This is a genomic window from Streptomyces sp. NPDC030165, from assembly GCF_055573595.1.
Window position 1 is genome coordinate 419,626 of sequence record NZ_JBVIBD010000002.1, and the last position, 13,925, is coordinate 433,550.

At 73.2% G+C, this 13,925-nt stretch carries 11 protein-coding genes and 1 pseudogene; 5 read left to right on the plus strand and 7 right to left on the minus strand.

From position 1 onward, the window contains the following. Window positions 1-60: 60 nt before the first annotated feature. The 4 genes from ACZ4Z1_RS05115 (at window position 61) to ACZ4Z1_RS05130 (ending at window position 5,676) form a co-directional block, all read left to right on the plus strand. Window positions 61-1,383 carry a flavin-containing monooxygenase gene (locus tag ACZ4Z1_RS05115; RefSeq protein WP_468485198.1) on the plus strand — a complete coding sequence of 441 codons (1,323 nt, stop codon included), beginning with the start codon at window positions 61-63 and terminating at the stop codon, window positions 1,381-1,383. 49 nt (window positions 1,384-1,432) lie between these two features. Then, the gene (locus tag ACZ4Z1_RS05120) at window positions 1,433-3,718 is read left to right on the plus strand and encodes an acetate--CoA ligase family protein (protein WP_468485199.1); all 2,286 of its coding nucleotides are present in this window, start codon (window positions 1,433-1,435) and stop codon (window positions 3,716-3,718) included. Between the two features lie 157 nt (window positions 3,719-3,875). After that, window positions 3,876-4,871, plus strand: coding sequence for an enoyl-CoA hydratase/isomerase family protein (locus ACZ4Z1_RS05125; protein WP_468485417.1), 996 nt, complete (start codon window positions 3,876-3,878; stop codon window positions 4,869-4,871). A gap of 61 nt (window positions 4,872-4,932) precedes the next feature. Beyond that, window positions 4,933-5,676, plus strand: a complete 744-nt coding sequence (locus ACZ4Z1_RS05130; RefSeq protein WP_468485200.1) for a flavin reductase family protein — start codon at window positions 4,933-4,935, stop codon at window positions 5,674-5,676. A 67-nt stretch (window positions 5,677-5,743) separates the two neighbouring features. On the opposite strand, the gene ACZ4Z1_RS05135 is transcribed toward ACZ4Z1_RS05130, so the two are convergent. The 3 genes from ACZ4Z1_RS05135 to ACZ4Z1_RS05145 form a co-directional block, all read right to left on the minus strand. Then, a complete protein-coding gene (locus ACZ4Z1_RS05135; RefSeq protein ID WP_468485201.1) occupies window positions 5,744-6,811 on the minus strand; it encodes a Zn-dependent alcohol dehydrogenase in 1,068 nt (355 codons plus the stop codon). Next, the gene (locus tag ACZ4Z1_RS05140) at window positions 6,811-7,986 is read right to left on the minus strand and encodes an acyl-CoA dehydrogenase family protein (protein ID WP_468485202.1); all 1,176 of its coding nucleotides are present in this window, start codon (window positions 7,984-7,986) and stop codon (window positions 6,811-6,813) included. The genes ACZ4Z1_RS05135 and ACZ4Z1_RS05140 overlap by 1 nt, the downstream gene beginning before the upstream one ends. Before the next feature lie 297 nt (window positions 7,987-8,283). After that, window positions 8,284-9,195: an SDR family oxidoreductase gene (locus ACZ4Z1_RS05145; RefSeq protein ID WP_468485203.1), complete on the minus strand. Its 912-nt coding sequence runs from the start codon at window positions 9,193-9,195 to the stop codon at window positions 8,284-8,286. A 135-nt stretch (window positions 9,196-9,330) separates the two neighbouring features. Between ACZ4Z1_RS05145 and ACZ4Z1_RS05150 the strand changes: the two genes are divergently transcribed. Next, window positions 9,331-10,272, plus strand: a complete 942-nt coding sequence (locus tag ACZ4Z1_RS05150) for a cyclase family protein (RefSeq protein WP_468485204.1) — start codon at window positions 9,331-9,333, stop codon at window positions 10,270-10,272. 287 nt (window positions 10,273-10,559) lie between these two features. Here the strand turns inward: ACZ4Z1_RS05150 and ACZ4Z1_RS05155 are convergent, their stop codons facing one another. The 4 genes and pseudogenes from ACZ4Z1_RS05155 to ACZ4Z1_RS05170 form a co-directional block, all read right to left on the minus strand. Beyond that, window positions 10,560-11,033 carry an ATP-binding protein gene (locus ACZ4Z1_RS05155; protein ID WP_468485205.1) on the minus strand — a complete coding sequence of 158 codons (474 nt, stop codon included), beginning with the start codon at window positions 11,031-11,033 and terminating at the stop codon, window positions 10,560-10,562. Between the two features lie 414 nt (window positions 11,034-11,447). Continuing rightward, complete coding sequence (locus ACZ4Z1_RS05160; RefSeq protein ID WP_468485418.1) at window positions 11,448-12,509, minus strand: acyl-CoA dehydrogenase family protein; 1,062 nt, start codon at window positions 12,507-12,509, stop codon at window positions 11,448-11,450. An 8-nt stretch (window positions 12,510-12,517) separates the two neighbouring features. Then, complete coding sequence (locus ACZ4Z1_RS05165) at window positions 12,518-13,654, minus strand: acyl-CoA dehydrogenase family protein (RefSeq protein WP_468485206.1); 1,137 nt, start codon at window positions 13,652-13,654, stop codon at window positions 12,518-12,520. A 17-nt stretch (window positions 13,655-13,671) separates the two neighbouring features. Then, window positions 13,672-13,878 (minus strand): annotated as a pseudogene (locus tag ACZ4Z1_RS05170) (hypothetical protein); the annotation flags it as partial. Window positions 13,879-13,925 lie beyond the last annotated feature (47 nt).

Sequence of the window (13,925 nt, forward strand, 5' to 3'; positions counted from 1 at the left end):
CGAGCACGGACAGTTCCCCGTACGGCGACATGCGCGCGCTCCGCGGCTACCCTCACCGGCATGCCGGACGACGCAGCGCACGCCAGCTCCTCCGCATCCACCACACCCGCATCCGCCGCGCCTGCACCCAGTACACCTGCACCCAGCACCACGCCGCCTGCCGCCGTCCCGCCCGTGTACGTCGTCGGGGGCGGGCCGGGCGGGCTCGCCACGGCCGCCGCCCTCGGCGCCTATGGCATCCGTGCCGTCGTCCTCGAAAAGGGTGACGCGGTGGGTGCCTCCTGGCGGGGGCACTACGACCGTCTGCGACTGCACACCACGCGCCGCCTCTCCGGCCTGCCCGGCCTGCCCATCCCGCGCGCCTACGGGCGGTGGGTCGCGCGCGACGACGTGGTGCGCTACCTGGAGCAGTACGCCGAGCACCACCAGCTCGAAGTCGCCCTGGGGGTCAAAGTGCGGCGCGTGGACCGCGCGGCGGACATGGACCGCGCGGCGGGCGGCGAATGGATTCTGCGCGCGAACGGCGGGCGCGAGCCGGCCGCCCGTACGGTCGTGATCGCCACCGGCTACAACCACACCCCGCACCTCCCCGACTGGCCCGGCCGCGACAGCTACCCCGGCGAACTCCTGCACGCCGGTGCCTACCGCAACGCCCGCCCCTACGTGGGCAAGGACGTCCTGGTCGTCGGCACCGGCAACACCGGGGCCGAGATCGCGGTCGACCTGGCGGAGGGCGGCGCGGCACGGGTGCGGCTGGCGGTCCGTACCGCCCCGCACATCGTGCGCCGCTCGACGGCGGGCTGGCCCGCCCAGGCGACGGGCATCCTCGTACGCCGCCTGCCGCCGCGCATGGTGGACCGGGCGGCCCACGTGATGCGCCGCCTCTCCGTGCCGGACCTGTCGGCGCACGGGCTGCCGATGCCGGACACCGGGCTGTACAGCCGGGTCCTGGAGGGGGCGATCCCCGTCCAGGACGTGGGGCTGATCGACGCCGTACGGCGCGGGGCGGTTCGGCCGGTCGCGGCGGTGGCGTCCTTCGACGGCGCCGTCGTACGGCTCGCGAACGGCGACGCGATCGAACCGGAGGCCGTCATCGCCGCCACCGGCTACCGGCGCGGCCTGGACGGCCTCGTCGGCCACCTCGGCCTCCTCGACACCCGTGGCCGGCCGCGCGTCCACGGCCCCCGCACCCTCCCCTCCGCCCCCGGCCTCCACTTCACGGGCTACACCAACCCGATCAGCGGCATGTTCCGCGAACTGGCCGCCGACGCCCGCCGCATCGCCCGCGCCGTCGCCGCCGCGTACGCGACCGACGAGAAGGCCCACCCGGAAGGTTTACCGCTCCCGAGCATTCCTGACGGGCCGTCAGGTCCCCTAACCTGACCGAGCGTCAGTTGAATCGGCACTCGTCACACGGGAGCGGGCGTCAGCGATGCTTGGATCGACCTACGGCAGCCTCACCACTCACTCCAGCCCGGCCCGCGTCGTGGCATGCGGGGCGACACCATCGCACACCGTGCACGGTACGGCCGTACCGCACGCGGGTGGCCCGCCCCCCGACGGCGCGCACCCCGACAGCGCGCACGTCGGCACCACGGGGCCCGACCTGGACGTCAGCGGACGACCGCTGTACGCCCCCGTCCCCGACCTGGACCGGTTCTTCCGGCCCGAGTCGGTGGCGGTCGTCGGCGCCTCCGACAGCGAGGGCCGCCCGAACACCGGCATCACCCGGCAGCTCATGGCGTGGGCCGAACGCGTCGGTGCCCGCCTGCACCCGGTCAACCCGGGCCGCAGCAGCGTCTTCGGCCTGCCCTGTCTCACCTCCGTCTCCGACCTGCCCGAGCAGGTCGATCTCGCCGTACTGCTGGTCGCGGACCCCGTACCGGTCATCGAGGAACTGGCCGACGCCAAGATCAGGTTCGCGGTGGCCTTCGCCTCCGGCTTCGCCGAGACCGGGGCGGCGGGCGCCGCCGCCCAGGACCGGCTCGCCGAGGCCGTGGCCCGTACCGGCATCCGGCTGCTCGGCCCGAACACCAACCTCAACGCCTTCGCGTCGTTCCGCGAGGACCTGGACGGCCCCGCCATCGCCCTGATCACGCAGTCAGGCCACCAGGGCCGCCCCGTCTTCTCCCTCCAGGAACTGGGCATCCGCCTCTCGCACTGGGCCCCGACCGGCAACGAGGCCGATCTGGAGACCGCCGACTTCCTCTCCTACTTCGCCTCCCGTCCCGAGGTCGGCGCCATCGCCGCGTACGTCGAAGGGTTCAAGGACGGCCGCAGCTTCCTGCTCGCCGCCGACCGGGCGGCCCGCAACAAGGTCCCGGTCGTCGCCGTCAAGGTCGGCCGCACCGAGACCGGGGCCCGTACGGCCGCCTCCCACACCGGCAAGCTGACCGGCGCCGACGCGGTGGCGGACGCGGCCATGCGGCAGTTCGGCGTGATCCGGGTGGACGGGCTGGACGAGCTGCAGGACACCGCGGCCCTGCTCGCCCGGGCCCGTACACCGACGGCCGACGGCGTCGCCGTCTATTCGATATCCGGGGGCACCGGCGCCCACTTCGCGGACCTGGCGACGGCCGCCGGGCTCCGGCTGCCCGCACTGGGCCGCGCGAAGCAGGACGAGCTGCACCAGTGGATCCCGGGCTACTTGAGCGTCGCCAACCCGGTCGACAGCGGCGGGCACCCGGTCGGCGACTGGCGCGGCCGCAAGATCATCGACGCGATCCTGGCCGACCCGTCCGTCGGCGTACTGATCTGCCCGATCACCGGCCCCTTCCCGCCGATGAGCGACAAGCTGGCGCAGGACCTCGTGGACGCGGCGGAGCAGACGGACAAGCTGGTGTGCGTCGTCTGGGGCTCGCCGGTCGGCACCGAGGACGCCTACCGGCACACGCTCCTCGGCTCCCGGCGCGTGGCGACCTTCCGCACCTTCGCCAACTGCGTCACGGCCGTCCGCGCCCACCTGGCCCACCACCGCTTCACCACCGGCTACCATTCCCCCTTCGACGACGCCCCGCGCACCCCGTCCCCCTCCGCGCGCAAGGCACAGGACCTGATGCGCCCGGGACAGCAGCTCAGCGAACACGCGGCGAAGCAGCTGCTGCGCGCCTACGGGATCCGGGTGCCCCGCGAGCAGCTCGTGACCAGCGCGGCGGCGGCCGTGCGCGCCGCGAGCCTGGTGGGCTATCCCGTCGTCATGAAGGCCTCCGCACCGCAGCTCGCGCACAAGACGGAACTCGGACTGGTCAAGACCGGCCTGACCTCCGCCAGCCAGGTCAGGGACGCCTACCGGGAGCTGACCGACATCGCCCGCTACGAGGACATCGAGCTGGACGGCGTGCTCGTCTGCCAGATGGTCGAGCGGGGGGTGGAGATGGTCGTGGGCGTCACCGCGGACAGCCTCTTCGGGCCGACCGTGACGGTCGGGCTGGGCGGCGTACTCGTCGAAGTCCTGCGGGACACCGCCGTCGGCGTGCCGCCCTTCGGCGAGGACCGGGCGCGCGCGATGCTCGGCGAGCTGCGCGGGCACGCCCTCCTGGACGGCGTACGAGGCGCGCCGCCGGCCGATGTGGACGCGCTCGTCGAGGTCGTGCTGCGCGTACAGCGGATGGCACTGGAACTGAGCGGCGAACTGGCCGAGTTGGACATCAACCCGCTGATGGTGCTGCCGCGCGGCCAGGGCGCCGTCGCGCTCGACGCGCTCGCCGTGTGCCACTGACCGCGCGGTGGGCCCGCCGGTCGCCCGAGCGGCCGTACGGACACCCGTCCGCGCCACCGCCCGGACACCCGCCCGCGCCATCGTGCGCACCATCGCCCGCGCCATCGGGCACGCCACCGACCGCACCGCCGACCGCACTGCTGGGAGCCGCTTCGCCATGTCTTCCACCCCCGTGTCCCCCGAACCCGGATCCGGCCCCGCGTCCGCACCCGCACGCGGCCCCGGACCCGACTCCGCATCCGGCCCCGACCCCGCTGATTCATTGATACTCCGCACCACTGACAACGCCGTGCTGTGGATCACTCTCAACCGCCCCGCCGCCCTCAACGCCCTCACCTGGGACCAGCGCGAACGCGTCATCACGCTGCTCTCCGACGCCTCCGCCGACCCGGCCGTACGAGCCGTCGTCCTCACCGCCACGGGCAAAGGTTTCTGCTCGGGTGCCGACCTCCGTGGCGGGCCGGGAGGCGGAGGCGCGAATCCCGGCGCAGGAGCCGGGAGGTCGGCCACTCCAGGGGCCGGGGAGGCCGAACCGACCGGAGAAGCCGAACCCACCGGAGAGACCGGGGCTCCACAGCCGCCCGAGCGCGTCGCGGGCGACGTGGCCCGGATGATCCGGCGCGGCGCGCAGCGCCTCATCGGCGCCGTCCTGGACTGCGAGAAGCCGGTCCTCGCCGCCGTCAACGGCACCGCCGCAGGGCTCGGCGTGCATCTCGCCCTCGCCTGCGACCTCGTGGTGGCCGCCGAGTCCGCCACGTTCATCGAGGTGTTCGCGCGCCGCGGGCTCGTACCGGACGGCGGCGGCGCGTACCTGCTGCCCCGGCTCGTCGGCCCGCGGCGCGCGAAGGAGCTGTTGTTCTTCGGCGACGCCGTGACGGCCGCGGACGCCGAACGGATGGGTCTGGTCAACCGGGTCGTCCCGGACGCCGGGCTGGAGCAGGCCGCGCGGGACTGGGCGGAGCGGCTGGCCGCCGGGCCGACCAGGGCCCTCGCCCTCACCAAGCAGCTGGTCAACGCCTCCCTGGACGGCGACCGCGGAGCGGCGTTCGCCGCCGAGGCGGCGGCCCAGGAGATCAACATGACGACGGCGGACGCGCAGGAGGGCGTCGTGTCCTTCGTGGAGCGCCGACGGCCGACCTACCGCGGGTGGTGAGAAGACCGGCGGGGTGCCCGCCGGTCTTCCGAACTGACGAACCGTCAGGTTCAATGGGGCCATGATGGGACACGCCGCCATGGCAGCCACCGCGGTGCGCTATCTGCGGTCGGTGGGCGCGCCGACCTCGGCCGGGGCTGCGGCCCCGGCCCGCGCCACCGCCGTACCGCCGCGCCGCGCCCTCCGAGCCGTACGGGAGGACGAGCGCGCGCCGCTGGACCCGGCCGCCTTCCGTGCCGTCCTCGGCCACTTCGCCAGCGGCGTCACGATCGTCACGGCACCCGCGCCGGCACCCGCGTCCGCACCCGATCTCTGTACGCCCACGCCCACACCCACGACCGGCGCACCGGCGGACAGCCTGGCGGACGGCACGGACGGCACGGACGGTGCCCCGACGGACGGCCCGGCCGGTTTCGCCTGCCAGTCCTTCGCCTCGCTCTCCCTCGATCCGCCGCTGGTCACGTTCATGGCGGCCCGTACGTCCACGACCTGGCCCCGGATCGCCCGCGCCGGCGTCTTCTGCGTCAACATCCTGGGCGCGCACCAGGAGGACCTGTGCCGCGCCTTCGCGGTCAGCGGCGCCGACAAGTACGCGGGAGTCACCCACTCCCCCGCCCCCGTCACCGGCTCACCGTGCCTGGCGGGCGCCCCCGCCTGGATCGACTGCGTCATCCAGGCCGTGCACACCGGCGGCGACCACCTCATCGTCGTGGGCCGGGTCGCCGCCCTCGGTACGGACCCGGAAGCCGCGCGGACCGGCCCGCTCCTCTTCCACCGGGGCGCCTTCGGCCGCTTCAGCGCGTAACAGCCCCCGGGGCCCTGACTCAGCACGTCAGCACGTCAGGCCGACAGAACGTCAGGCCGCCATCCCGTCAGAACGTCACCACCCCACGCGCCACCCGCCCCCGCCGCATGTCCTCCACCGCCTTCGCGAAGTCCGCGACCGCGTACGTCCTGGTCACCAGCTCGTCCAGGAGGAGACGGCCCTCCTCGTAGAAGCGCGCGTACCGTGCGATGTCGCGTTGCGGGCGGGAGGAACCGTAACGGCAGCCCAGGATGGACTTGTCCAGGTACATCGACGAGACCAGGAACGACGCCTCCGCGGTGGCCGGGGGCACCCCCAGCAGCACCGCCTGGCCGTGCCGGCCGAGGAGGTCCACGGCCTGCCGGATCAGCTCCGTACGGCCCACGCACTCGAAGGTGTGGTCGGCGCCGGACGGCAGGACGCCGCGTACGGCCTCGATGGTGTCCGGGACCGCCGACGCGTCGACGAAGTGCGTCGCCCCGAAGCGCCGCGCCACCGCCTCCTTCGCCGGGTTGACGTCCACCGCGACGATCACCGAGGCGCCGGCCAGCCGGGCACCCTGGAGCACGTTCAGCCCGATGCCGCCCGTGCCGATGACCACCACCGTGTCGCCCTGTTCCACCCGCGCGCGGTTCAGGACGGCACCGACCCCGGTCAGCACGCCGCACCCGATCAGCGCCGCCGACGTCAGCGGTATCCCGCGGGGAATCCGCACCGCCTGCACGGCCTTGACGACCGTACGCTCGGCGAAGGCGGAGCTGGACGCGAAGCTGTACACCTCCCGGCCGCCGTGCCGGAACGGCTTGCCGGGCATCCCGATCGACGCGCGGCACATCGTCGGCCGGCCCCGGTCGCACTCCGCGCACGTCCCGCAGTTGGCCAGCGTGGACAGCGCTACATGATCTCCTGCCGCTACATGGGTGACCCCGTCCCCCACCTCCTCGACCACGCCCGCGCCCTCATGCCCCAGCACCACCGGCACCGGATGAGGAATCGTCCCATCGACCACTGACACATCGCTGTGGCACAGCCCCGCCGCCCGGATGCCGACCAGCACCTCGCCGGGCCCCGGTCGCCGTACCTCCAGGTCGGCCACGACCCGTGGCTGCCCGACCTCGAAGATGACGCCTCGCATCACCGCTCCCGCCCTCCGTCGAGGCCGAGCACGCGCCCGGCAATGATCATGCGCTGGATCTCGTCCGAACCGCCGTAGACCGTGTCGGCCCGGCTGAAGAGGAACCGCCGCTGTCGCGCGTCCAGTTCGTAGGGGACGTCCGCCGTCCACGCCCCTGGCCCACACGCCGCGCCCGCTCCCCGTACGTGCATCGCCAGCTCCCCCATCCGCTGGTGCCAGCCGGACCACAGCAGCTTCGCCACACTGGGCGCCCCCGCGTCCCCGGCCACCGGGCCGAGCGTGCGCAGCGCGTTCCACCGCATCACCCGCAGTTCGGCCCACTGCCGTACGAGCCGGTCCCGCAGTACGGGATCACGCACCGCACCCGTACGTACGGCCGTCTCGCACACCTCGCTCAACTCCCGCGCGAATCCGACCTGCTGGGCGAGCGTGGAGACACCGCGCTCCAGCGCCAGCAGCCCCATCGCCACCCGCCACCCGGCACCGGGCCCGCCCACCACATGCTCGGCGCGCGTCACCGCCCCGTCGAAGAAGACCTCGTTGAACTCGGCCGTCCCCGTCAGCTGCCGGATCGGCCGCACCTCGACGCGCCCCGGCTGGTCCATCGGCACCAGCAGGAAGGACAGCCCCCGGTGCCGCCGTTCGCCCGGATCGGTCCTGGCCAGCACGAAGCACCAGTCGGCCTCCCGCGCCAGCGAGGTCCAGATCTTCTGTCCGCTGATCCGGTACGTGTCCCCGTCGCGCTCGGCCACCGTCCGGACCGCCGCGAGGTCCGATCCCGCGCCGGGCTCGCTGTACCCCTGGCACCACAGTTCCTCACCGCGCGCGACGGGCGGCAGGAAACGTTTTTGCTGCGCGGCGTCCCCGTACGCGATCAATGTCGGCGCCAGCAGGTTCTCCCCGATGTGCCCCACCCGCTCCGGCGCACGCGCCGCGGCGTACTCCTCGGCCCACACCACCTGCTCCGTAAGCGTGGCCCCCCGGTTCCCGTACGAGCCACACCCCCTGTCCCATCCGATCCCGATCCACCCACCCCGCCCCAACTCCCGTTCCCAGGAACGCCGTACACCCCAATCAGCACACCCGACGTCCCACCCCTCACCCAAATGCTCCGCAAGCCAACAACGGGCCTCGCCCCGGAACACCTCATCGGTAACCCCGAACGAAAAATCCACCGAACACCTCCCACCGGCATCAACCCCCGACCACGCCTCCCCCTCCCACTCACAGAAGGGGACGGGCCGGAGCGGCCTGCCGCGCAGGCCCGTCCCCGAACCGAACAGCCCCGCGCAGCGGCCACCGCCCGCCGCAGCGGCAACGACGCGGCACCCGCGAACAGCCCGCCACCGACACAGCCAGGCCCGCCGCAGGCGCAGCGCGGCACCCGCAAGCAGCCCGCCACCGGCGACACAGCCAACCCCGCCGCAGGCGGACCCGGACGGCCACCGGCCACCGACCGGCCCCCGTCGGGGCTACGCGTTGGGCCGCCGCCTCCCGGCCGCGTCAGCGGCCATCGACTCCACCCGGGACAGCAACGGCATCGGATCCACCCCCACCGTCCCCGGCAGAAAGTCCGCGATCTTCTCCGGTGTCCACCCGCCCTCCGCGTACCCGGAGCGCAGCTCCCTCGGCTGGGCCCAGACCGCGATCTTCGGCCCGGCGACCGTGTAGACCTGCCCGGTGATCCGTTCCGCCGCGGCGCGGTCGCTGAGCAGGTAGACGACGAGGGCCGCGACGTCCTCGGGCTCGCCGATCTCCGTCAGCTCCGTCGGTACATTGGCGGACATCCGCGTACGGGCGACGGGAGCGACCGCGTTGGCGGTCACGCCGTACCGGCTCAGGCCGAGCGCGGCGCTGCGTACGAGCGAAATGACGCCGCCCTTGGCCGCCGCGTAGTTGGCCTGCGAGACGCTGCCCTGGTGGTTGCCGCTGGTGAAGCCGATGAGGGTGCCGGACTTCTGCCGGCGCATGACCGCCGAGGCCGCGCGGAAAACGGTGAACGTGCCCTTCAGGTGGGTGGCGACGACCGGGTCCCACTCCTCCTCGGTCATGTTGAAGAGCATCCGCTCGCGCAGGATGCCGGCCACGCACACCACGCCGTCCACGCGCCCGTACCGCGTCAGGGCCGTGTCGATGACGCGCTGCCCGCCCTCCATGGTGGACACGTCGTCCGCGACGGCGACCGCGTCGCCGCCCGCCTGCCCGATCTCCTTGACCACCGCCTCGGCGATCTCGCTGCTCGGTTCGGCGCCGTCGACCGCCACCCCGTAGTCGTTGACGACCACCCGGGCGCCCTGCGCGGCGCAGGCGAGGGCCACCGCGCGCCCGATGCCGCGGCCCGCACCGGTGACGGCGATCACCTTGTCCGCCAAGAAGTTCCCCATGCCGAGCCCCTTCCCACGGTTTCTGACGGCCCGTTAGATTTTTGGGCAGCGCCGCACCGAGCACAAGACCCGCGCACCCCGCAGCCCACCCATGGATCGACCGGGCCGACCGGATCGACCGCCCGAGGAGGCCCCATGCCCCTGCCCGACGCGTTCCACGCCCTCGCCAAGCGCGTGAACAACTGGGGCCGCTGGGGCGCGGACGACGAGATCGGCACGCTCAACCTGCTGACACCCGAGGTGGTACGGCAGGCCGCCGCCACCGTCCGCTCCGGCCGCCGCGTCGCGCTCGCGCTGCCGCTGCGGCAGGACGGCGTCCAGACCGGCCTGATCCCCGGCCGCGTCAACCCGCTGCACACCATGACCGCGATCAACCAGGAGATCTTCGGCCCGGGGACGGTCGCCACCTCCGACGACGCCGTCACCATGGGGCTCCAGGCGGCCACCCACTGGGACGGCCTGACCCACGTCTCGCACTCCGGACGCCTGTACAACGACCGGCCCGCCGACACCGTCACCGCGCACGGCGGCGCCACCGTCCTCGGCATCGAGAAGGCGCCGCCGATCGTCTCGCGCGGCGTCCTGCTCGACGTGGCCCGCGCCCGTCGCGGGGACACCGAAGGGCCCGGGCGGCTGCCCGCCGACCACGTGGTGACACCGGAAGATCTCGACGCGGCGGAGGAGTTGGCAGGTACACGGGTGCGGTCCGGCGACATCGTCCTCGTCCGCACCGGGCAGATCCAGCACTACCTGGCGGGCGACCGGGACGCGTACGCCTTCCCGTCCCCGGGACTGTCGGTCCGTACGCCCGAATGGTTCCACGCCCGCGATGTCGCGGCGGTCGCCAACGACACCCTCACCTTCGAGATCTTCCCGCCGGAGATCGAGAACCTCTGGCTGCCCGTGCATGCGCTGCACCTGGTGGAGATGGGCATGCTCCAGGGCCAGAACTGGAACCTGGAGGAGCTGGCCGGGGCGTGTGCGGAGGAGAACCGTTACGCGTTCTTCCTCACCGCGACGGCGGAGCCGTTCGTGGGCGGCACCGGGGCGCCGGTGGCGCCGGTCGCGGTGCTGTGAGGCGGGCCGTACGGCGGGATCTCACGCCGCACACCGGCCGGCCGTGAGGCGGGATCGTCCCAGCCGGGTGGCGGTACGCCCGTGCGCACCCCGAGCGCGGCACCGCGGACCACCACCCGGCTACGGGACACGACCCGCACTCGCCGAGGCTCCCGCCCCCGTACCCTCGGCGTCCCCTCGCGGCGAATCGCTCCACCCCAGCGTGATCAAGTGGACACGACACGTCAACACCCGCACCGACGTCCGGTCCGGACTTCTCCGGGTCGGACGCGGACCCGGACGCGGCTTCAGGCGCGGTGCGGAACGGCGCAGTGCGGGTCGTACGCGCCCAGGTCCGAACCCGCCGCCATCAGCAACGACTGGCCACGGTCCACCTCGCACCAGATGCTCTTGCCGGCCCCCTCGGGCCGCCAGCCCCAGCGGTCCGCCAGCCCGTCGACCAGCTCCAGGCCGCGGCCGTTCGTGTCGTCACCGTCGGCGCGCCGGGGGCGTGGCGCGCGGGCGCTGCGGTCCGCGACCTCGACTCTTACGGTGCCGACCGCGGCACCCGAGCCCGAGAAGCACATCCGCAGCTCGGCGGGGTTCCCGGTATGCACGACGGCGTTGGTGACCAACTCGGAGATCAGCAGGATCAGCGTCTCCGCCAGCGGCTCGTCGGCCCCTATACCCGAGCCGGCCAGCCGAGACCGGGCCCACCTCCGGGCCCGCCCCACCTCCGCGGGGTCGGGCCGGACTTCCAACTGCACCTGAAGCACCTGCACCGCTCACACCATCCGAACCGGCGGACACATCGCCTCGCGCCTCCTCGGGGTCACACTCCGTGACCCCGGTGATGCACAGCATGGTTGACGTTCAGTCACCCCAACAAGCGCTTCGGGCATATTCCAGCGCAAGGGAGTATGCGTGGTGCATACTGTGCGACGCGCTTTGCCGGGAGTCGAACAAGAAGGCCTGACGCCCCTCCTTCGAGGGCGAGCGGAGCGCATTCGGCATTCCGGGTCGGTCACCACGACCCCACGGGAACAGTTGCGCCTCAGGACCACTCGCACCCAAGGGAGCGTACCCGAGCGGGACGCCGACTCCCCCCTGTGACGAGTTACGCCCAGGACGCAACCCGATATCGACCCTCCGTGACCGCTTACATGTACGGAATCCGACATTCCGCACACACCGCACTACACGTCGACATCGCTGGCCAATAAGCCCTCTGCGAGCGCTTCCTCCGCCTTTCGCCTGCTTTGCCATTGTTCGACTCGGCACCACGCCCGCTTGAGATGCAGATGCACATCGGCCTCCCAGGTGAAGCCCGTGCCGCCGTGCACCTGGAGGCAGTCCCGGGCGTTGCGCACCGCGGCCTCGTCGGCGAGGAGCTTGGCGCCGGTCACTGCGAGTGACCGTCCGGTGAGCGAAGCCGCATATACGGCACTTCGCGCTATCTCCACTCTTATCAGCATCTCGGCGCACAGATGTTTCACCGCTTGGAACGATCCGATCCGTACGCCGAACTGCTCACGGCGCCCGGCGTGTTCCACGGCCATCTCGACCGTACGGGCAGCGCTGCCCAGCTGGAGCGCCGCCGTCAGCAGCGTGGCCTCGCGCCGCAGCCGCGGCACGTCCAGAGAGCGCGGCGCACGGCGCGGGTAGGACACCACGCGCGCGAGCGGCGTCAGCGGATCGATCGAGCGGAAGGGCTCCAGGACGGGCCAGTCGCGGGCGTTCCAGAAGGCCCGCCCGTACGCGTCCGCCTCCGAGCCACCCTCGGAACCGCCCTCCGAGCCGCCCTCCGAGCCGCCCTCCGAGCCGCCCTCCGAGCCGCCCTCCGAGCCGCCCTCCGAGCCGCCCTCCACCAAGATCAACTCATCGCAGTCCCCAGGGTGTTCCCACAACCGCCCCCCACCCACCCCCACATCGCACAGCCCCACCACCCGCTCCCCCGTGGCCACGCCCGGCACCGCCCCCGCCAGCAGCTGTCCCGCCACCAGCGGCCCCGGCAGCAGTGCCCGGCCCGCCTCCTCGAAGACCAGCACCGCCTCCGGCAGCCCGAGCCCGACCCCGCCGTCCGCCTCCGGCAGCCGCAGCGCGAAGAAGCCGGCCGCGCCCAGCTCGCGCCAGAGCGCGCGGTCCAGCGCGGGATTCTCCACCGCCTCCCGCAGCCGCTCCCTCCCGAAGCGCCGCGCCAGCAGTTCACGGGTCCCCGCCTGCAAGGCGCGCTGATCAGCGTTGGGCCGCAGGTCCACGGCGCCGCTCACCGTCCCTTCGGCAGGCCGAGGATGCGCTCGGCGATGATGTCGCGCTGGATCTGCGACGTGCCGGCGGCGATCGTGTACGAGAGGGACGACAGCCGGTCCGCCGTCCACCGCTGGTCCGCGTCGAGCGCGCCGGCCACCCCCAGCACCTCGGCGGCCGCGTCATACAGCTCCTGGCGGGCCTGCGAGTAGCGCAGCTTGAAGACCGAACCGCCCGCAACCGGCACCCCGCCCGTGTCCCGGGCCGCGCCGACGTTGCGCTGGATGAGCCGCCACAGGGCCGCGAACTCGGCGTTCAGCCGGCCCAGCCGGCGGCGCAGCACCGGGTCGTCCCAGCGTCCGTCCGCCCGTGCCGTACGGGCCAGCTCGCCGAGCGTACGGCGGCAGGCGACGACCTCGCCGACGAAGGCGGTGCCCCGCTCGAAGGAGAGCGTGACCATGGTGACGCGCCAGCCGTCGTGCTCGGCGCCGACCCGGTTCGCCACCGGAACCCGTACCGCGTCGAGGAAGACCTCGGCGAACTCGGCCGGGCCGGCGAGCGTGCGCAGCGGCCGTACGGTGACCCCGGGCGCGTCCATCGGCATCGCCAGCCAGGAGATGCCCCGGTGCCTGGGCGCCTGCGGGTCGGTACGCACCAGCAACTCGCACCAGTCCGCGATCTCCGCGTGCGAGGTCCAGATCTTCTGCCCGGTGACCACGTACGCGTCGCCGTCGCGGACCGCGCGCGTGCGCAGGGCGGCAAGGTCGGAGCCCGCCTCCGGCTCGCTGAAGCCCTGGCACCAGACTTCGTCGCCGCGCACGATCGGCGGCAGCCAGCGGGCGCGCTGCTCGTCCGTGCCCTCGGCGGCGATGGTCGGTCCGGCGTGCAGCAGTCCGACGAAGTTGGCGCCCACGTAGGGCGCGCCGGCCCGTTCCGTCTCCTCCAGGAAGATCAGCCGCTGGGCGGGCGAGGCGTCCCAGTGCAGGGCGCCGTACCCGGCGTCGTACAGCCGCCGCTGCCAGCCGAGGTCGTAGGCGCGCCGGCCGGGCCAGTCCAGCGGGTCGGGACGTGCCGGCAGGTCCGGGAGCGTCTTGGCCAGCCACTCCCGCAGCCGCGCCCGGAACTCTTCCTCCTCGGGCGAGTACGTCAGATCCATCGGACGGGGCCCAGGTGGCCGCAGAAGCGGGAGTAGGCCGGGAAGCGCAGTGACGCCTCGACGTGGTCGAGGTCCATGTCCCTGAGCCGCTCGGCCGGGCCCCAGCGGCCGGGGCGTGTCTCGGCGCGGGTGATGCCTTCCAGCGTCATCTCGTCGCGGTGCGCGGGCTCGATGACGTGGTCGTCGACGCTGACGATGCGCGGCAGCTCCGTCCGGTTCTCCATCCGGTTCCCCTTACGCGGTTCCCACCGACCGGTGCTCGACGAGCCGC